We start from the raw sequence: 20,990 nt of genomic DNA on the forward strand, positions 1-20,990 counted from the left end.
AATCTGTTATGGCTATTCCACAAAAACAGGAGTTTACCCTTGAATAAGGCAGGGTTTTCTGGAAAACCGCAAAACTCATCGAATGACTTTGGTGATGATATTCCAGTGGCTGTACGCGATACCCCTGTTGCAGCACCGAAAATTTGGTTGCAACCCCGAATTATTTTGATTGGGGGAGTAACAGGATTTGTCTTGCTATCTTTAATTAGCGGTTTGTGGTTTTTCGTGACTGCACCCAAAAAAACCGCCGATTCTCAACCTTTACCAGCTACTTCTGCTCCGGCGACGACCCCAGCATCTAATAATTCCAGCGATACTGTGTTAGGGCATTTTCCATACCCAGAAGCCCCTGAGTCAGAACTAGTAACCATCTCCGCAAATAGGGGCATTAGAATGCGAAAAACTGCTGCCCAAAAATTTGAGGAGATGGTAGCAGCAGCCCGGAGTTCAGGTGTAATTTTAGTGCCGATTTCTGGCTTTCGCTCAGTCAAAGACCAAGAGCAGTTGTTTTTTGCTGTCGGCGCCCAGCGAAATCAAACGCCAGCAGAACGAGCCGCCCTCAGCGCTCCTCCTGGTCATAGCGAACATCACACGGGTTATGCAGTGGATGTTGGAGACGGATCGGTACCAGCAACTAATCTTCAAACAAACTTTGACAATACCAAGGCTTATCGGTGGCTACAAGCAAATGCACCGCGTTTTGGCTTTGAAATGTCATTTCCCAAAGATAATGCTCAAGGTGTAAGTTATGAGCCTTGGCACTGGCGTTTTGTAGGCGATCGCAATAGTTTAGAAATGTTTTACAAAGCCAGAAACTTGAAACCCGCTAAGATATCGCCATAAAAGACAGCAGTCAACCCCTTTGGGGAATTCCAAATTCCAAACTTGTACTGATTTGTGCCGAGCGTAGCCGAGGTAGCTTGTCGAAGTATTCCAAATTCAAAATTCTTATCCCCATAAATAAATTTAGCGCAAAGTCTGAGCAGAGGTTTCCTCCGCTCAGAACTTTGTAAGAGAGGGGCTTGAAATAAGGACACATTATTTCTCGTGCTTTGCATCTTCAAATTAATTTAGAGGCTTGTATCATGAGTCTGTTTTGGTCAAAATAATTCGGTCAGGAGTAATTAGTTTGACTTTTGTAGTATATTACTCCTCTTAAGATGGATACGATCGCTCTCAGCTTTTGTTTAAAATCCAGAATCTAAAATTATTTAGTCTTGGGGGGGCATTGATAAACAATATTCGCAATCGTTTTAATAATTTCAAACGCAAAAAAGTTGAACCTTCACAACTAAAACAGTTGGTAGATGAGTTGTTGTCAGAGTCTACTCCCGACGCAACATATTTGATTTTGATTGTTGGTTCTTGTGCGATCGCTACATTTGGTCTACTTGCTAACAGTACTGCTGTCATCATCGGGGCAATGATTATAGCACCTCTAATGTTACCAATTCGAGGTTTAGCCTTTGGTGCATTGAGCGGAAATGTCAACCTATTTCGTCAAGGCGCAATAGCAGTATTATTAGGCACATTCTTAGCACTTTTAATTTCTTGCAGTATAGGTTGGGTAGTTAATCTACCTAGTTTCGGCAATGAAGTGCTATCTCGCTCCAAACCTACCCTGCTTGATTTGGGTATTGCAATTGCAGCAGGTAGTATCAGTGGCTACGCTAAAGTAAATTCAAAAATCTCTGCTAGTGTTGCAGGGACGGCAATAGCTGTTGCCCTGATGCCACCAATTTGCGTTATTGGCTTAGGTCTAACAAAATCTGACTGGTCGCTTAGTTTAGGAGCAACTTTGCTTTACCTGACGAACCTGTTGGGCATTAGCCTCGCTTGTATGCTGACATTCTTATTCATTGGCTATTCTCCTATCGATCGCGCACGAAAAGCGCTGCTATGGGCACTAGCGCTGACAGGTGCTTTGCTAATACCTTTAACTGTGAGCTTTACCCAGTTAGTTAGACAAGCACAACTCGAAACCCACTTAAAAAGAGCTTTGTTAAATCGAACCTTAACTTTTCAACGTTTGGAACTCCTGAAAACCGATACTAACTGGCTCACAAACCCACCCGAAGTTCGCTTGAGCGTTCGCGCGCAGTCAGCTGTAACACCGAAGCAAGTAAGTCTTTTAGAAGCATTTCTTCAAAAAGAAATGGGGCAGTATTTTTCCCTGATTTTTGAAGTTAGTCAGGTGAAAGAAGTCAAGGGATAAAAATCAGATTTTCCTCACAAAAATCTCATAGACAAGGAGAAAGAAGAATAAACAACCAATCTAGACAATTAGAATCTATAAAGCCAGGAAACAGTCGCAAAAGACAGAGATTAACTTTACAGGGTGAATTTGCTCTAGCTTCAATGCCAACGCTAGTAATTCTAACAGTACTAGCTTTAGTTGAGATACTTAGTCGTCAGCTTATTCTCAAAATGTCTACTTCTTTTAGGGAAATACGCTTGAAAAACTTTATTTTTAGTTATCAATCAGTTTAATTTTTTTAGGATAAATTTTATTATTAAGATATAACAACATAATATATCGTTGAAAAAAGTTTGTTCATACTATTTATAGACAAGAAAAACTAACTATAGATGGAATTGAATATCAGAATTTTTTCCTAATATCAGCAATGCTGACTAATTAAACAAGTAACATGAATGCAGATATATCCGCACTCTGGGACAAAATCCAGGGAATGATTAACGGATTCATTGTCCTACTGCCTAATATCGTGCTGGCATTGATTGTCTTTGGAATCTTCTTTTTTGTTGCTAAAGCGATTAAGAGACTGGTCAAACGATTGACACGCGATCGCCATCAGGCTCGGAATCTAGGACTGGTACTAGGACGCTTGGCACAAGGTACAACACTGTTGTTAGGGCTATTTATTGCTTTGTCGATTGTAATTCCGACATTCCGAGCAGGGGATTTGGTACAACTATTGGGAATTAGCGGGGTAGCGATCGGTTTTGCCTTTCGTGACATTCTACAAAATTTCTTGGCTGGCATTTTGATCCTATTGACAGAACCGTTCCGAATTAACGACCAAATAGTTTTTAAAGACTTTGAAGGAACTGTAGAAAACATTGAGACACGAGCGACAACAATTAAAACTTACGACGGTCGCCGCATTGTGATTCCTAACTCAGAATTGTTTACTAATTCAGTGACGGTAAACACTGCCTTTGAAAGTCGCCGACTACAGTATGATGTCGGTATTGGCTATGGTGATGATATCGACCGAGCCAAGGAGTTAATGCTTGAAGCATTGCATAATGTGCCGGAGGTACTTAAAGACCCTGCTGCTGATGTACTGGTCATGGAACTTGCTGAAAGTACTGTTAACATCCGCGTTCGTTGGTGGATCAAACCGCCACGACGAGCAGATGACCTGATCTCACGGGACAAGGTACTGTCTGCAATTAAGAAAACATTAGTAGAAAACGGCATCGATTTACCCTTTCCCACGCAGCAAATTTTGTTTCACGACCAAACAGAAGAGACAGACGGAAACCGCTCCCGTCAGCGTGAAGGTTGGCCTGCTGGCAGAGGTGAAGTACCAAAATCTCGACGGCTCGGCGATTCGCTTCGGCTGCTTGCCCAAATGCAGAAGCAAAGAGATGATAACGATAACGGCAAGTAGATTCTCCAAAAGCTAATGACGAAAACTAAACTACTTGCCACTTAACTTATTGGATTCAGTTGTAGCGGCGTATGACTTCTAGTTGTTTAAAAAGCCCTAACAGCAGATTGCTTTATACCAATTCTCTAAAATGAGGCAACACATTTAAATCCTGAAAGCTATGCCATATCTGACTTTTTTAATTACGAATTACGAATTGGTATTAGTTGCTATTTTACTTATGAGCATAAAATATTGGCGGTTTGATAGTTTATCTATTTTTATTTATGGTAAATATTTTCTTCAACTCCAACACTTTTATGGCATTAGAGTCTGCTGTAGGTGAAGTCGTAATTGCAGGACAACTTAAACAATTTCTACTAGTACTCTCTGTCTCTTTGGGTGTAGCAACATTACCACAAATTTTTAGTTGGCTTCGCCGGATTCCTTATACGTTACTACTGGTGATTGTGGGATTAGGGTTAGCATTCGTTAATGTGCGATTGGTTAATCTCTCTCCTCAATTGATTTTAATGATTTTCTTACCGCCACTATTGTTTGAAGCTGCTTGGAATTTGAAATGGTCAGACTTAAAGCGAGATTTGCTACCTATTTGTCTGTATGCAGTAATTGGGGTGATAATTTCTATTGCAGGTGTAGCGTTTGGTCTTCATCAATTCGCTGGACTTGAACTGAGCATTGCGCTATTAATTGGTGCTAGTCTCTCAGCAACCGATCCAGTTTCGGTAACGGCTTTGTTTCGGGAACTAGGAGCAAGCAAACGCCTAACAACGCTGATGGAAGGAGAAAGTTTATTTAATGATGGGATGGCGGTTGTGGCTTTTGGCTTACTAGTTGCTCTGCCGTTAGGTACTGCCAAACTGGATTTACAGTCTGCTTTATGGGAATTTTTTCAGGTGGTAGGCATTGGTATTGGCGTTGGAGGACTAATCGGGTTTGGCATCTCTTACCTGACACAACGTTTCGACTTACCGCTAGTAGAACAATCTCTCACTTTAGTTTCTGCCTACAGCACTTATCTAATTACAGAAGATTTGGGTGGTTCTGGAGTGATTGGAGTAGTCACCACAGCTTTAATTTTAGGCAACTTTGGCTCGCGCATCGGCATGAACCCGCGCACACGCATCATTGTTACAGAATTTTGGGAATTCTTGGCTTTTTTTGTGAATTCGATTGTTTTTCTATTAATTGGCGACCAAATTCGTTTTGCCGTCTTAGGAGATAACTTAAAAATTATTGCAGTGGCGATCGCTGCGATGATTGTGGCACGAGCAGTATCCATTTATGCTTTAAGTAGTCTTAGCAATTGGCTAGCTAAATCCGAAATTCCTTTATCTGAACAAACTGTATTATCGTGGGGTGGATTGCGGGGGTCTGTCTCTATTGCCTTAGCTTTGAGTGTACCAGCCATACTCCCCCAAAGAGAAGAAATTATTGCTACAGTATTTGGAGTAGTTTTATTTACACTGTTAGTACAGGGCTTAACTACTCAACCATTGTTAGAAAAACTACAACTTTTAGGTAGCCAACCGCTACGTCAACAATACATGGAAGCAATTGCCCGTCAAGTTGCTCTCCAACGGGCGCTGGAATATTTAGAAACTACACAGAAGCGTCCAGGAATTCAGCCAGAATTTTATCACTACCACAAGACACTGCTTTCTGGATAAATTGCCCTTTTACAAGAAAAAATTGACAACTTACTTGATGAGTACCCACATTTACAAGAATTTACAATCAAAGAACTGCAAGGGGAGCTGCTGGCAATTGAGGCAGACACTTATGCCGAGTTTGTCCGCGCAGGTAAGTTAAATGAAGAACTGTCAACTTTTTTAACAATGCATGACAGAGTTAATGAAGATAAATGAATAAACTGAAAAACCTGTGTCAGATAGAACATTCTCGACATCGTAGTATTTTCAACTTTTTGGTCAATTTGATGGCTGCTAATCGTGCTTATACTTATCTGCCTCAAAAACTTTCGCTCGATATTTACCCTAAAGACTTACTATCTCTACCTCCTGCTGTTTTTTAGTTCGTCGAACTCACGTAATATTCAACAATTTTTTTAGCGATCGCATCTGGGCGGGAAATTTTATCGAGATTGCAAAGTAACATTACAGTAATTTTGTCATCAATAAAGCGGGTAATGTTACTTGCGAATCCTAGTATCGAACCATTATGACCAACTACTCGGCGATCGCCATAATTAAATACCCACCAACCTAAACCTGCAACATATCTCAATTTTTCCCAATCATCACCCTGATTGGGAAAGTGAGGAGTCCACATCAAATTCAGGGTTGATTGCTTTAGTAGAGTTTCACCACAAAGCGCCTGTTCCCACTTCACCATATCTTCCACACTGGAAAGTTGACCTCCAGCAGAATAGGTAACTGAGGGACTGTAATAAGGTTTGTTAACAAGCTTGCTGTTTAGTAACCGATAACCAGCAGCCCGGTGCGGTACTATGTCACTGGGATTATTCATCACGGTTGCATTCATTCCCAAAGGAGCAAAAATACGCTCTTGTAACAAATCTCCATAAGATTGTCCAGTTACTTTTTCTAGGAGCAAACCCAGTAGATAGTAGCCTGTGTTGTCGTAGGCGCTAAACTCACCCGGTTGGAACTTGAGGGGTAAGTGAGTAACTAGAGCCAAAATTTCAGACTTAGATAAATCAAGATGAGTAATTTCCCAATAGTTTGGAGCATCGGTATAGCTAGGAATTCCAGACTGATGAGACAGAATATGCCCGATTGTGACATTTTGCCACGTTATGGGTAGACAATCGAGATATTCTGCGTAGTTTACCGCCGCAGGCATCGCATCATCTAGCGAAATTACCCCTTGTTCCACCAGCATCATTACGGCTGTAGCGGTGAAAGTTTTACCGACAGACGCAATTTCATAAACTGTGTGTTCAGTAGCTGGAACAGAGTGTTCAGTATTCGCCAGTCCATAGCCCTTAACTAAAACAGGTTCACCTTCCTGCACCACTGCAACAGAAAGCCCCGGAATTTGATTTTGAGTCATTACAGCTCGAATATAGTCGTCAATCATAATTGACCTGATTTTTGTTTGGCGATCTGGAGATGAGGAGTAGGGGAGCAGGGGAGCGAGGGAGCAGGGGAGCAGGGGAGCAGGGGAGCGGGGGAGCTTTCTGGGGCAGGTTTTTTTGATTAGACAAATTTTTGGGATTTTAAAACCAAAACCATTGTCTGAGAACTTAAAACTACGTTCAATAATTGAGAACATTCTCAACTATTTATCGAAAGCCTAAAAGCCTGCCCTTGAAAGGAGCGGGGGAGCAGGGGGGAAGTTGCAGTAAGTCTTTCCCCTCTTCCCCTCTTCCCCATGCCCTACGTTTAATTTCGTCTGCTATTTCCTGGATTTTCAGGCTGAGGTTTCTGATACTTACCTGGATACTTGCGCTGAAAGTATTCTTCCATAATTTGTAAGATCATGGGCGCAGCAATGCTACCACCACCACCACCGGAATGTTCGGCAAATGCTACGATCGCAACTTCTGGCTGTTCAGCAGGTGCATACGCTCCAAACCAAGCGTGATTTTGCTTAACACGGCCTTTCCACGCTTCAGCAGTGCCACTCTTACCAGCCACTGCGGGAACTGTTGGCTGCTTCAAAGCTTTACCCGTACCTTCAGCTACTACTTTCCGTAGTCCCTGACGGAGAACACTTATAGTTGTCGGCTTCATATTTAAAGATGCTCGCCAGCTTTTTGCTTCTTCATTGTCTTTAAGCAAATGTGGCTGGACTCGATAGCCACCATTAGCGGGCACGGCAAACATGATGGCGACTTGTAAAGGTGTCGTTTGTAAAGCTCCTTGACCAATTGACATATTAATGCTGTCTCCGACAGTCCAAGGTATCTTCCAAGTTTTCTGCTTCCATGCCTCATCTGGCACTAAACCCTTTGCTTCTTCGTTGGCAAACTCAAAACCAGTTTTTTTACCAAATCCATACTTGCGAGTCCACTCAATTAAAGTTGGGCCGCCGACTCCGCGACCAATTTGATAGAAGAAGGTATCACTACTCCACTGTAATGCTCCGACAAAACCCAATGGCCCGAACCCGGCGTGATTCCATTCGCCAAATCGGGTGCCGCCAAAACTCAAAGAACCGTAAGTTTGCAGGACTGTGCTAGGAGAAAATTTACCTGATTCTAGACCGGCTGTGGTGGTAACAATTTTGAAGGTGCTAGCGGGTGGAAAGGCGCTGAGGGCGCGATTCACCAAGGGATGATCGGCACCTTGGACAAATTCCCAATCTTTTTGGGTGAGTTTCTGCTTCGAGAAAATATTTGGGTCAAAGGTGGGATGAGATACCATTGCTAAAACAGCACCGTTCTTTGGATCGAGAGCCACGATCGCACCGTCGCGATCGCCTAGAGCTTTTTCTGCTGTCTTTTGCATATTTAAATCTATGGTCAAGTGCAAATCGTTACCAGCTTTCGCCTGTTTCTCTCCCAAAACCCGAAGCGGGCGACCTGCACCATCCACTTCTACCTGCTGACCGCCCCATTCGCCCCGCAGAGTTTTCTCATAAGCTTTTTCAACTCCCATTTGACCAATTACATCACCTAATCTGTAGCCTTCTTGCTTCTTTTCTTTTAACTGATCGCCGGTCAGTTCTCGCGTATAACCTAATACATGGGCTAATTCCTTGGCGTGGGGGTAGTAACGAACGGCTTCTGTATGAATTTCTACGTCTTTAAGTTCAGTTTGATACTCTTTCAATGCTGTGATTTGCGCTTCATTCAAGTCACGAGCAATTCGGATCAGTGAAGAAGAGTTAGCACCTGCCTCTTCTAGTTTCTTTTCCATCTCCTCTTGGGGAACGTCGAGAATTTGAGATAGACGCGCTCCCACTAATGACCACGCTGGTTTGGTATGTGCCATCGGCCACAAATATACAGAGCGAGGATAGCGAGTACTGGCTAAAAGTTTGCCGTTGCGGTCAAAGATATTGCCTCGTTCTGGTTGTTTGGGAATCATCCGAATTCGATTTGACTCGGCTCGTTTTCGGTGGCTTGCTCCTTCAGTAATTTGCAAATATGCCAAGCGAATGCTAATTCCTGTCAGCATCAATAGAGTAAATATAATTAAAAATATCGGCTGGAAACTTTGGCCAACAGTACGTGTATTTTTTTGTCCGCCAAGTGGAGATGGTTTAAGGTAAGTCATAAGGAAAAGAGAATTGTAAAATTAAGATTATCTGTAAATAACTCTGCTAAATTTTTAACAGGTATTTAAGGGCAAACTAATTGGCAGTAATTAATTGTTTCCAATTGATACCATAAGCTCATCTCTTCTATTGCCTTGCCTAAAGGCTTTTTGAATTTTAAACTTTGCACACTACTGGTCTGTCCCATTAATTTTGATGAGTTTGTAGTAAGCACAAAGCGTGCTTAAAAATCTAGGATTAAAGTCTTTACTTTCAAAACTAATGGGATAGACTAGAAAATCTGACGCTGTATACCTGTTTGACTTTTGAATTCGTCACTTTTGACTTTTGCCTTGCGGTACTAATCTCCAGTGCTATGTCCTGAACTTTGAGTTTTAGCTTCTGATGGGTCAGGCTGAGGTTTTTGATACTTACCTGGATATTTGTGCTGAAAATAAGCTTCTAGTACTTGTAAAACCATCGGCCCGCAAATAGTACCGCCATGTTCGCCAGTATTTTCCCCAAAGGCCACAACCACAATTTCTGGCTTATTACTGGGCGCATAAGCACCAAACCATGTATGATTTGGGCGACCAACACCAGCTTCAGCTGTGCCACTCTTCCCGGACGCTGGGGCAATTGTCGGCACGTCTAAGCGCTTACCAGTGCCTTCACTCACTACCCTTCGCAGTCCATCGCGGAGAACTTTGATAGTTGTTGGCTTCATATTTAAGGATTCTCGCCAACTTTTTGCTTCTTCGTTATCTTTAAGCAAATGCGGTTGAACTCGATATCCACCGTTAGCAGGGACAGAAAACATAATCGCCGATTGCAGTGGTGTCACTTGCAAAGCACCTTGACCAATTGACATATTAATGGTATCGCCAACAGTCCAAGGCGTTTTCAAAACTTTCTGCTTCCATATTTCATCTGGAACCAAGCCTACTGATTCTTCATCACGAAATTCAATACCAGTTCTTTGACCAAACCCGTATTTGCGACTCCATTTGATTAGAGTTGGGCCGCCAACTTTTCTGCCAACTTGATAGAAGAAAGTATCACTACTCATAGCGATCGCTCTGGGAAATCCCAATGGCCCAAATCCGGCGTGATTCCACTCACCAAATGTCACCCCACCCACGGTAAGAGAACCAAAGGTTTGTAGTATTGTATCAGGAGAAAATTCACCTGATTCGAGTCCAGCTGTTGTAGTAACAATTTTGAAAGTACTGGCGGGTGGAAAGGCACTCAGGGCACGATTAACCAAAGGATGATCCTTACCTTGCAAACTTTCCCAATCTTTTTGAGAAAGTTTTTGTTTGGAAAAGATATTTGGGTCAAAGGTGGGATAAGATACCAGCGCGAAAACAGCACCAGTATTCGGATCGAGTGCTGCGATCGCACCTCGGTGATTTCCCAAAGCTTTTTCGGCTGCCTTTTGCACATCCAAATCTATGGTCAGGTGCAAATCATTACCAGCTTTTGCCTGTTTCTCTCCGATAACTCGGATTGGTCTACCCGCACCATCCACTTCTACCTGCTGACCGCCCCATTCGCCCCGTAGAGCTTTCTCATAAGCCTTTTCCACACCCATCTGACCGATGACATCTCCCAGTCGATAGCCTAACTCCTTCTTGCCTTTTAACTGCTCGGCGGTCAACTCCCGTGTATAACCTAGTACGTGCGCTAATTCTTTGCCGTGGGGATAATAACGTACAGAATCTGTATTAATTTCCACTTCTGGGAGTTCATTTTTATACTCCTTTAATGCCGTAATTTCTGCTTCATTTAAATCGCGAGCAACCCGGATGAGTGAAGAAGAATTAGCACCAGCTTGTTCTAATTTCTTTTCCATCTCTTCTTGGGGAATGTTAAGAATTTGCGCTAGACGCGGGCCGACTACAGACCAGGAAGGCTTAGTATGTGCCATCGGCCACAAATATACAGAGCTAGGATAGCGAGTGCTAGCTAAAAGTTTGCCATTCCGGTCAAAAATATTGCCCCGTTCTGGTTGCTTGGGAATCATCCGAATTCGGTTTGCTTCAGCTCGTTCCCGGAGTTTTGGCCCATCAACTATTTGCAAGTAAGCCAAACGAGCCTCAATTCCACTGGTCATTAATAGGGTAAATACGATTAAAAATATTGATTGGACACCACGTCCAACTGTACGTGTATCTTTTTTGCTACCAAGTGATGGGAATGAAGACATAAGTATTAATTCAAAATTCAAAACTTGTACTGAGCGTCTTGCCCTGAGCGAAGTCGTTGGCACAGCCTCTCGTAGAGAAGGGAGCCGAAGTATTCAAAATTCAAAATGAATAAATGCAATTCCAGCCAGCCTTTTAGCAATTGCTAAGATGCAATTTTAAGACTTGTTAACTTAATTACAGATTATCTAAATAATAAATTTTGTATATAAAATTACCATATTTTTGTTTTTATTACTGAGTATAAAATAATCGGACGAGTATATTCTTGAACAATTGTTTTTGGCGGATACAATAAACCAAAGTGTCAAATATAGTCTGCCCAAAAGACTAGAGCAATTGACAAAATCACTTAAGATCGCGGCATTCTACTGAGGATTATGGCTCAAATCGTCATGCAAAATCAGAGGGGGATAACAAGTTTTCAGCCACTTGATGTTGAACTGCGTAACGTCTTCAAGTTTTTTAACCAAGAACCAGCAGTAAATGGGATTGACTTGGATGTTAGACAAGGAGAATTTTTTAGTATTTTAGGCCCCTCCGGTTGTGGTAAAACAACAACACTGCGCTTAATTGCTGGGTTTGAAATTGCTGACGCTGGTAAGGTGTTTATTCAGGGTCAGTCCATGACTAATGTGCCCCCTTACCGCCGACCCGTCAATACTGTATTTCAAAGTTACGCTTTATTTAACCACCTGAATGTCTGGAATAACATCGCCTTTGGACTGCGGCTAAAAAAAATACCCAAATCGAAAATTGAAGCTAGAGTCCAAGAAGCTTTAAAACTGGTGAAAATGGAAAGTTTGCGATCGCGCTTTCCCAATCAACTTTCTGGTGGTCAACAGCAGCGAGTAGCTTTAGCAAGGGCCCTAGTCAACCGTCCCACCGTGGTACTACTAGATGAACCTTTAGGGGCGTTAGATTTCAAACTACGTAAAGAAATGCAGGTTGAGTTATCAAATTTACACAAAAACTTGGGGTTAACCTTTGTGATGGTGACACATGACCAAGAAGAAGCATTGTCTTTGAGCGATCGCATTGCCGTAATGAATCAAGGCAAAATTGAACAAGTTGGCACTCCCAGCCAAATTTACGAACGTCCCTGTACATCCTTTGTTGCTGATTTTATTGGTGATACTAATTTATTCAGTGGTGAAATTGTCGCGGTAGACTCCTCTAGTATTAAAATTTCTACAAAAATGGGACTCTCAATTGTTATTAGCCGCGCTGAGGATACACCAACTGAATTATCACAAGCTGTAGTAGTGAGTGTGCGTCCAGAAAAAATACAGCTTTCGCTTTATCCACCTAATTTGCCAGTTAACTGCTTTGAAGGACGGCTGGTTAACGTTATGTATTTGGGCACACACGTTAATTATGTTATGGAATTAACAAATGGCATTAGCATTAATGTGTTGCAACCTAATACTTTGGGCACTTTACCAGACCGCGACACACTTATTTATGCTTGGTGGGCAGAAACTGATTGTTTAGCTATTAGTCAATAGTCAAACAATTTTGGATTTTAGATTTTAGATTTTAGATTGACCCCAGCAATCAAATCAAAGGCTTGTCAATTAGTTTGAGACTTAGTTGTGAGCGCTCAGTCGAAGGATTTTAGATTTATTCTATGTAGATTGCTACTAGGGGGGCGAGTATAAATTCGGGGGCAACTCTTTGACATACTCGCGTTCAGACCTTTTTTAATTTTGAATCTTTAATCAAAAATCCAAAATTTAAAATCTAAAATTCGGTGAGGAGGACAACCGCCCCATAAGGAATATAACCTTACAATTACAAAAAAACTTTAATGCTGAATTGGAATTGTAATTACAAACTCTGTTCCTGCTGCTGGTGATGAATGACATTCCAGTTTGCCACCATGTGTTTCTGTAATGATTTGATAACTGATAAACATTCCCATACCTGTTCCCTTACCTACAGGCTTGTTGGTGAAAAACGGATTAAAAACTTGTTGTTGAATCTGTTCTGACATACCTATTCCATTATCAGCGATCGCAATTTTTACCCAACTGGAATCTATCACTGATGTACGAATGGCAATCGTGGGAGTTAACAACCCAGATGTGAAATTGTCTATTCTTAATTGTGCATTCTCAATTGTCCATTCTTCTAAAGCATCAATGGCATTCGCCAATATATTCATAAACACCTGATTGAGTTGTCGGCCATAGCATTCCACTAAAGGTAATGTGCCGTAGTCTTTGATGACTTGAATGGCTGGAAGCTTTGTTGTTTCTTGGAAGCGATGTTGCAATACCATTAGAGTACTGTCAATGCTTTCGTGAATGTCTACTGCTTTAAACTCGGCTTCATCTATGCGTGAGAAGGTTCGTAACGACAGCACAATCTGACGGATGCGCTGAGTACCAACTTTCATCGAACTCAATATTCTTGGTACATCTTTTTGGATGTACTCTAGGTCAATTTCCTCACACAAAGCCTGAAATTCCAACTTATTACCAGATTGCTGCTGATGGTGAATTATTCGCAACAGGTCTTGAGTATATTCCTCAATGTAAGTGAGATTACCGTGAATAAAATTAACGGGGTTGTTGATTTCGTGAGCAACTCCAGCCACAAGTTGACCCAGACTAGACATTTTTTCTGCTTGAATCATTTGTGCTTGAGTTTGTCTGAGTTCTTGAAGAGTTTGGGCTAAATTTTCTGTTTGTTGTCGCAATTGGTCTTCCATCTGTTTGCGCTCACTGATATCCCTGGCGACACAAACAACGGTGTTTTCGCTCATGCTGGCAATATTCGCCTCAAACCAAACCTCTCGGTCGCCTATAGGCAAGCTATATTCTACCTTCACAGTTTTTTTAGTTAAGAGTGCTTGTTGAATAGAGTTGAGAAAATAGTTGGCACAAGCAGAAGGTAAAACCTCATATATTTTTCTGCCCAGCAGTTCCGCAGGAGGTTGGTAGAGTAAGGGCGCACCACTAGGAGCGATTTTTAAGTATCTTCCTTCAGCATCCAAGACAAGAATCACATCCTGCATAGCGTTGAACAACGCAAGTAATTCTGCTTGCGAGGCTTTGATTAATTCTTCAGCTTGTTTGCGACTGCTGATATCGCTAATAGCGCCATGAAGACCAATAATTTCACCATCTGAATCGAAAATTGGCGAAGCCACTGACCTCATCCAGCACCAATTTCCATCCTTTTTTTGGTGGCGAAATTCTATTGCGATTCGCTGCCCCTTGGTTTCCACCATTTCTTGAATTTTTCTCTGGGCTAGGGGGAAATCATCAGGATGAAGCAGGGGGGCAAAGGGTTGACCAAGTAGGTCTGAAGGTTCCCATCCTAAAACATTTTTATATTGTGGTGAGACATAAGTAAAAAGACCTTCCACTGACATAGAAAAAATCAGGTCGCTGATATTTTCCACGAGTTGGCGATACTTAGCCTCACTCTCAGCCAGAGCAGTTGCCGCTGCTTGGTGATGCCGTCCGCGAATTTTATTTGCTGATTCCACAAAGGCAGAATTATCTGCCAATTTCGACTGTAATTCTATCAGTTGTAAATCTTGTGGGACTTCATCAGTAACTAATTCCCAAATTTGATGTTGTTCGGCTAACAGTGTAGTTGAATAAAGGTCTTGCAATGCTTCTAGCTGTTGCAGCAATTGGGCATTTTGCTGACGTAAAAGCAATATCTCTTCATTGATTTCGTTAGTACACATATTCAACTCCAATTTACTTTACTTAGTGCTGTTAACAGATAGCTAGTAGTCTGCCAACCCAACAATGCTTGGTTTGTAGTGAGCGCTTTAGCGCTCAAATTAAGGACTAAAGTCCTAACTACAAACTTATTCACCCATCAAACTTAGCTTGGCAGACTACTAGGGGGGATCGAATTCTATGCAGCTTCAGAAAGAATTGCTCTTAGCTAAAGTTGGTCTACTCAGCACTATTTAGTACCGCACTGGAATTGCAATTACAAACTCTGTACCTTTTCCTGGGGAGGAGTTGCAGTGTATCGAACCCCCGTGTTTTTCCACAACAATTTGACGGGCGATCGCCAACCCCAAACCCGTACCTTTGTCAACAGATTTCGTCGTAAATAAATGTTCAAATATTTTTTGTTTGACTTCTTCATTCATCCCTTTAGCATTATCAGCAATAGTTATTTCTACCTGATGAGATTTCAATGAAGTTTTAATGATAATCTTGTGAGGATTTTCTTGAATTTCTGCAAAATTTCGCCCAACATTTGACTCATCTAAGGCATCAATGGCATTAGCGAGGATATTCATAAATACCTGGTTTAATTGTCCGGGAAAACATTCAAACTGAGGGAAATTACCGTATTCAGTTATTACTTGAATTGCTGGGCGTTGTTCGTTAGCTTTGAGGCGATGTTTGAGAATCAAAATCGTACTGTCAATACCTTCGTGGATGTTAAATGGCACTTTGTAATCTTTATCTGCGCGGGAAAAGGTACGAAGACTATGACTGATGGATTTGATGCGATCGCCACCATCTTTCATCGCTCTGATTAACTTGGGTAAATCGTTCCGTAAATATTCCAGATCAATTGTCTCTAATTCTTCTTCAATTTCAGTTCCAGGTTGGGGGAATTTATCGTTGTAGAGGTCAATCAACCCAAATAGGTCATTGATGGAATCTTGGACAGCATCAACGTTGCCAATAATGCAGCCGACAGGATTGTTGATTTCGTGGGCAACTCCGGCAACTAAGTTACCCAGCGCCGACATTTTTTCACTTTGGACAATTTGCAGTTGGGCGTGCTGCAAATCGTTCAAGGCATTTTCTAATGCAAGGGATCTCTGCTGTAAGGCAAGTTCTGCTAGTTTGCGTTCGCGAAGTGCAGCTTGCTGTTCGCTAATATCCAAAAACAATCCATCCCAAACCATAGACCCATCGGCAAATCTTTGGATTTGAGATTCCCCATGAATCCACTTGATAATTCCTGATGGGGTGATGATTCGCCCTAACCAGTGCCAGGAAGATTCGCTTTGAATGGCCTCAGTTTGGGACTGTAGAAAACTTGCGATGTCATCTGGATGCACCATATTGTTTAAAAACTGCCAATTGGACATAGCTTGCTCTGGGGTAATTTCCAGCAAGCTGTAACAATTTGCACTAATGTAGCTCAACGATATAACCCCATCGGCACTCATGGTATATTGAAAAACTACCCCAGGCACATTGTTTACCAAGTTATGGAAACGAGAGTTACTCGCACTCAATGAGTTCAGTGATTCCTCTAGTTGTTGAGCATATTGCTGCGATCGCTCATAAAGTTGGGCATTTTCCAAAGAAATTGCGGCTTGAGCGCAAATTAAATTGAGCAGTTCGACGCGTTCGCCCTTGGCGTTGGCGGAGCCATCGCTCGTGAACGCCCCCGTTGTTAAATTATTTTCTAGATATAAAATGCCCATCAACTTGCCTTGATGCAAAATTAGGTTGCACAAGATACTTTTCGGCTGCTGACGGATAATATAGGGGTCATTGGCTAAGGTGGTATCTGCGGTTGCATCCAATAAGACAACAGTCTGTTGACTGTGCTTGACTTTGTAAATGAGCTTGTGGGGAATGTCTTGACTTTCTTCAACCCGAAGGTTCTGCAATACCACTGGGTTTGTTCCCTGGATAAGTGAGCCTTGAATTAGCAGGCGATTGTCTCGCAGCAGCATTAACACACATTTATCAGCCCCAGCATTTTCGATGATGGTGGAAAGTAACGATGAAAGTAGTTTTTCGAGTTCGATTTCACCAGAGATAGTCTGAGAGGCTTTGAGAATTGCTTTTAAATCTAGAGTATCTGAGACACTGCTGCTAGAACTGGAAGAACTGGTAGATGTCACAGTTCCCAAAGTGAAGATAGTTTCGTTAGTAGAAAGAACCGAACGGCTTTGCTTTAATATTGGCGCAAGTAATAAGGGATAGCATTTTTCTAAGGCGGCGACTTTGGCTTTTGCTCCCCAACGGGCATAACAATAATATGCTTGTTGCATATAACCTGCGGCGATTTTCTCTTTCCCCCAACCAAGGTAAAATTTGGCGGCTAATTCGTTAGCGAGGGCTTCTTCTTGGATATAGTGATTTTCTTTTGCACCTGCGATCGCGCGATCGTAATGTTCAATTGCTTCGGCTTTATTGCCGAAAACCCGATACTTTTCGGCTTCAACTAAATACCATTTATGCTGATGATTCATGGGAGCATTCTGCGCCCACTGTTGCAAAATAGTTTGATGGGTTTTTGCCAAAGCGAGAAGTTTTGCTTGCTCCTGCTCTGGCTGTGTGGTGAAGAGTGCCAAATGCGTCAGAGCTGTATAGAAATGGAAAATGGGAATCAGCATCAAGCCTGATATTGCCATTAAATGCTGTTTGACTTGAGCGCTATGTTCTAGGGCAGCCGTGTAATTACCAAAACAGTAGGCAAGGAGAAGTTTGTAGAAGTAAGCAAGAGCGATCGCACAAAGATCGTTGTCCTGATGGTGCTTAGGAATCATCACCCTTTCATCGTAGGCATCACCAATTAAGCAATCCGACAGAATACGAGTTTCCCTCAAGTTTTGTATCGCCTGCTGTTTCATATCCAAATAAGTCTTGGCAGAATATTGCTTCACATCTGCCATAACGCCGCTGTAAGCTGCAATCTCAGGTTCCCAAGTGTCTAGTTCTACCCCACCAAAAAGGTTGGCATTAAAGTAAATGCCGATGTTACAGCCAGCGTTGAAAAAATCGCCAGTTTCTATACCAGTCGCATAGCCATCTTTACCCGTCAGCATCGTTGCCCTCAGAGCTTCCTGACGATGTTGGATAAAAGATCCAAATAGAAGTAGAACCTTGCTCTTGAATTCCCGCACATTAAATCGGTCAATCAAATTCAGTGCCAATCGCCCAAAGCTATAGCCTGTTTCCACTTCTCCCAAAAAACCACACAGTACCAGACCATGAATCACATACCCCACTGTTGATGCAGGCGAATTCCCAAAGGAGAGCGATAAACTCACCATCGTCGCGCTCAGTATGGGCACTAATTCTGGCATTCCCTGGATAATGGGTGCAAATAACATTCCTAACATTTGCATGGCTGCCTGAGTCTGAGGATCGCTCATTATCGGGAGATCGACTAATTCCTCAATCCTGCTACTGCTTAGTTGAGCCGCAAGAGTCTGTAGCACTTGGCTAATTTTGGCTTCGTCAGGTGCAGTCGGGAGTTCTACCCCCAATTGCCCCAAGGCATCTCTACCTACTACAATAGCTTTTAACATCTGGCTCTGGGCTGCCAGTGCCATTATTTGAATTTCGTAAATTTTAACTTTGTCTAAAATTGTTTGAGCTTCTTCTAACACCAGTGCAGCCATCTGTTCCATACTGTCAAGATCGGCATTCAAATAAGCGGCTTCCGTAGCAGCAACATGGAGATTCAGAGCCAATTGATACTGACTTTGCCAGCAGTTAGCTGTCAGTAACTCAATCCCTTTTTGCAGATAGACTCTTGCTGCAGTGTATGCTGTAGAATTTCTGGCTTTCTGTCCCGCTTTTAAGTTAAGTTGAGCTAAGGCTTCTCGTTCTTGCGGTTGAGTAATTAACTCACTTCCTAAATTCAAATGCCCGACCAGATCGAACAGTTTTTCCTCTTGCTCTAACTCGGAGAAATTTTGTTGAAGTAATTGTCCAATTTTTAGATGAATTGCCGTTTTCTGTTCGTCGGGAATCAGGGAATAAGCAGCTTGTTGTACTCGGTCATGTAAAAATCTATACTTGGCTATTTGTTTAGTAGTATTTTCATTTGACACTACCAATCTTTCATTTTCTTCTCCCTGATAAAACTTATAAACATCGCCAATCGGCAAAATCAAGCCTGATTGTAATGCTTTCCATAAATCCGCCGACGTTTCAATTTCTGATTTTTCTGAAACAATTGCCAAAGTTGCTAAATCAAACTGATTGCCAATACAAGCTGCTAACTGCAATATCTGTTGAGTTGATGGCGGTAGTTTTCGCAATTGAAAACTCATAAAGACTACAACATCATCTGTAACTGCTTGCTGGTTCACTTGTGCAATGTCACATTGCCATCCCCCGGCTCGATCGGGGGGAGTTGGGGGGGTGAATTGAATCAGTCGATCTTGATGTAATGCTTTGAGAAACTGGGTAGCGAAAAACGGATTTCCTTGAGTTTTTTGAGAGATTAATTGAGAAAGAGGTAATGCCAAAGTTTCTGGACATTTCAGCGTGTCAGCAACTAATTGATTTACTTTGACTTGACTCAATGGCGCTAAAGTAATCGTATTAATCGTTGCTTGGGTTTTTTGAATCTCACTCAAGGTCAAGATTAATGGATGTGCTGGAGTAACTTCGTTATCGCGGTACGCACCAATTAACAAAAGATAACTTGTATCAGCCATTAAAAGCTCCATTAACTTCAGCGATGCCAAATCTGCCCATTGCAAATCATCTAAAAACATCACTAAGGGCTGTTCAGCACTGGTAAAGACTTGAGTAAATTTTTGAAATAATAAATTAAATCTATTTTCTGCCGCCGTTCCTGATAATTCTATAGCTGGTGGTTGTTCGCCAATAATTCTTGATAATTCGGGTATGACTTCAATAATTACCTGACCATTTTCTCCAACAGCATCTAATATTTTGTTTTTCCATTGCTGGATTTGTGCATCACTTTCGGTTAATAATTGCCCCATTAAATCTTGGAAGGCTTGGACAAATGCACTGAAGGGAATATTCCTTTGAAATTGGTCATATTTCCCTTTGATAAAATAACCCCGTTGTCTGACAATTGGTTTATGCACTTCGTTAACAACCGCAGTTTTGCCAATGCCGGAAAAACCTGCTACCAATATCATTTCTGTTGCACCAAGGCTGACTCTCTCAAAGGCTTGCAGTAGGGTTGATACTTCGGCTTCTCGTCCATAAATTTTATCGGGGATGATGAAGCGATCGCACACATCCCGTTGGGCAATTGGGAAGTTTTCTATTGTGCCCGTTTCCTTCAATTGAATCAAGCAGTTTTCTAAGTCATATTTTAGCCCTAATGCACTCTGATAGCGGTCTTCAGAATTTTTTGCCATCAACTTACTGACAATTGCAGAGAGCACAGATGGAATTGCTGAATTAATTTTATGTACTAAGGTTGCTGTTTTCGCAAGATGACAATGTACCAACTCCATCGCATCTTCTGACTGAAATGGTAATTTTCCAGTGAGTAATTGGTAAAAAGTCACACCGACTGAATAAAAATCAGTGCGGTAGTCAATCTGGCGATTCATCCGTCCAGTTTGTTCTGGTGAAATATAAGCCAGCGTTCCTTCTAGCACATTTGGATTGAGGAGGGTTTGAGTTTCTCTTGGTAGCAGAGAGGCAATACTAAAATCAATTAATTTGACTTGTTTGGTTTCGGGGTTAATTAGAATATTGGCGGGTTTGATATCTTTATGGATAATGCGATCGCGATAGAGTATATCTAAGGTGTTGCACAGTGCGATCGCAATCTGCAAAAATTCCTCCAAAAATGCGATATATCGCGTCTCTACAGAGGTGAAATAATCTTTTAAAGAAATCCCCCCAAAGTCTTCCATCACCAGCGCATAGCCATTTTGATAGGGTTCCAGGCTATATGTTTGGATAATCAGAGGTGAGTTAAGATTTTTGGCTATGGTGTATTGATTGCGAAACGACAAGAGTTCGCTGAAACTCGGATAAGGATTTTTCAATAATTTGATGACTACAGGTAATGAGTCAGTCTTTTTATACCCTCGATAAACTATGGTTCTCGAACCATTGTAGAGTTCTTCGCTAACCTGATATCCGGGAATATTGACTCTCGTGTTAACCATACTGCTAAATCTTTAAGACTCCAGATATAGTGTTCCCAGATATAAAGCGAACCCGTCGCTCCACAACTTGAAATTTTAAAGATTTAGAGTCAAAGAAAATCG

General features: G+C 41.9%; 9 protein-coding genes and 2 pseudogenes. 6 read left to right on the forward strand and 5 right to left on the reverse strand.

Going from position 1 to position 20,990, the window contains the following annotated elements:
- Positions 1-39 precede the first annotated feature (39 nt).
- The 5 genes and pseudogenes from NSTC731_RS19510 to NSTC731_RS19530 all read left to right on the forward strand — a co-directional run.
- Positions 40-843 carry a M15 family metallopeptidase gene (locus NSTC731_RS19510; protein ID WP_445626382.1) on the forward strand — a complete coding sequence of 268 codons (804 nt, stop codon included), beginning with the start codon at positions 40-42 and terminating at the stop codon, positions 841-843.
- Between the two features lie 385 nt (positions 844-1,228).
- A complete protein-coding gene (locus NSTC731_RS19515) occupies positions 1,229-2,215 on the forward strand; it encodes a DUF389 domain-containing protein (RefSeq protein WP_445626383.1) in 987 nt (328 codons plus the stop codon).
- A 436-nt stretch (positions 2,216-2,651) separates the two neighbouring features.
- Positions 2,652-3,641 (forward strand): mechanosensitive ion channel family protein, encoded by a 990-nt coding sequence (locus NSTC731_RS19520; RefSeq protein WP_445626384.1) that lies wholly within the window; start codon positions 2,652-2,654, stop codon positions 3,639-3,641.
- 299 nt (positions 3,642-3,940) lie between these two features.
- Positions 3,941-5,509, forward strand: a pseudogene (locus NSTC731_RS19525) (Na+/H+ antiporter).
- A 5-nt stretch (positions 5,510-5,514) separates the two neighbouring features.
- Positions 5,515-5,676: pseudogene (locus tag NSTC731_RS19530) on the forward strand (IS982 family transposase); the annotation flags it as partial.
- On the opposite strand, the gene NSTC731_RS19535 reads toward NSTC731_RS19530, so the two are convergent.
- The 3 genes from NSTC731_RS19535 to mrdA (NSTC731_RS19545) form a co-directional block, all read right to left on the reverse strand.
- Positions 5,673-6,704 (reverse strand): serine hydrolase domain-containing protein, encoded by a 1,032-nt coding sequence (locus NSTC731_RS19535; RefSeq protein WP_445626385.1) that lies wholly within the window; start codon positions 6,702-6,704, stop codon positions 5,673-5,675. The pseudogene NSTC731_RS19530 and the gene NSTC731_RS19535 sit on opposite strands and share 4 nt — an antisense overlap.
- Positions 6,705-7,009: 305 nt before the next feature.
- Positions 7,010-8,848, reverse strand: coding sequence for a penicillin-binding protein 2 (gene mrdA, locus NSTC731_RS19540; protein ID WP_445626386.1), 1,839 nt, complete (start codon positions 8,846-8,848; stop codon positions 7,010-7,012).
- A 341-nt stretch (positions 8,849-9,189) separates the two neighbouring features.
- Positions 9,190-11,037 (reverse strand): penicillin-binding protein 2, encoded by a 1,848-nt coding sequence (gene mrdA / locus NSTC731_RS19545; protein WP_445626387.1) that lies wholly within the window; start codon positions 11,035-11,037, stop codon positions 9,190-9,192.
- Positions 11,038-11,415: 378 nt separating this feature from the next.
- Between mrdA (NSTC731_RS19545) and NSTC731_RS19550 the strand changes: the two genes are divergently transcribed.
- Entirely contained in the window at positions 11,416-12,543 is a 1,128-nt protein-coding gene (locus NSTC731_RS19550) for an ABC transporter ATP-binding protein (protein WP_445626388.1), read from the forward strand.
- A 299-nt stretch (positions 12,544-12,842) separates the two neighbouring features.
- Here the strand turns inward: NSTC731_RS19550 and NSTC731_RS19555 are convergent, their stop codons facing one another.
- Both NSTC731_RS19555 and NSTC731_RS19560 read right to left on the reverse strand, forming a co-directional pair.
- Positions 12,843-14,741 carry a PAS domain-containing sensor histidine kinase gene (locus NSTC731_RS19555; protein WP_445626389.1) on the reverse strand — a complete coding sequence of 633 codons (1,899 nt, stop codon included), beginning with the start codon at positions 14,739-14,741 and terminating at the stop codon, positions 12,843-12,845.
- A 231-nt stretch (positions 14,742-14,972) separates the two neighbouring features.
- Positions 14,973-20,888: an AAA family ATPase gene (locus NSTC731_RS19560; protein WP_445626390.1), complete on the reverse strand. Its 5,916-nt coding sequence runs from the start codon at positions 20,886-20,888 to the stop codon at positions 14,973-14,975.
- Between the last annotated feature and the right edge of the window lie 102 nt (positions 20,889-20,990).

The sequence above is a fragment of the Nostoc sp. DSM 114167 genome, assembly GCF_052692655.1.

Bases quoted from the DNA above. Each gene is read 5' to 3' on its own strand.
- NSTC731_RS19520 (WP_445626384.1), top strand. From the start codon at position 2,652: ATGAATGCAGATATATCCGCACTCTGGGACAAAATCCAGGGAATGATT.
- NSTC731_RS19535 (WP_445626385.1), bottom strand. From the start codon at position 6,704: ATGATTGACGACTATATTCGAGCTGTAATGACTCAAAATCAAATTCCG.
- mrdA (WP_445626386.1), bottom strand. From the start codon at position 8,848: ATGACTTACCTTAAACCATCTCCACTTGGCGGACAAAAAAATACACGT.
- mrdA (WP_445626387.1), bottom strand. From the start codon at position 11,037: ATGTCTTCATTCCCATCACTTGGTAGCAAAAAAGATACACGTACAGTT.
- NSTC731_RS19550 (WP_445626388.1), top strand. From the start codon at position 11,416: ATGGCTCAAATCGTCATGCAAAATCAGAGGGGGATAACAAGTTTTCAG.
- NSTC731_RS19555 (WP_445626389.1), bottom strand. From the start codon at position 14,741: ATGTGTACTAACGAAATCAATGAAGAGATATTGCTTTTACGTCAGCAA.
- NSTC731_RS19560 (WP_445626390.1), bottom strand. From the start codon at position 20,888: ATGGTTAACACGAGAGTCAATATTCCCGGATATCAGGTTAGCGAAGAA.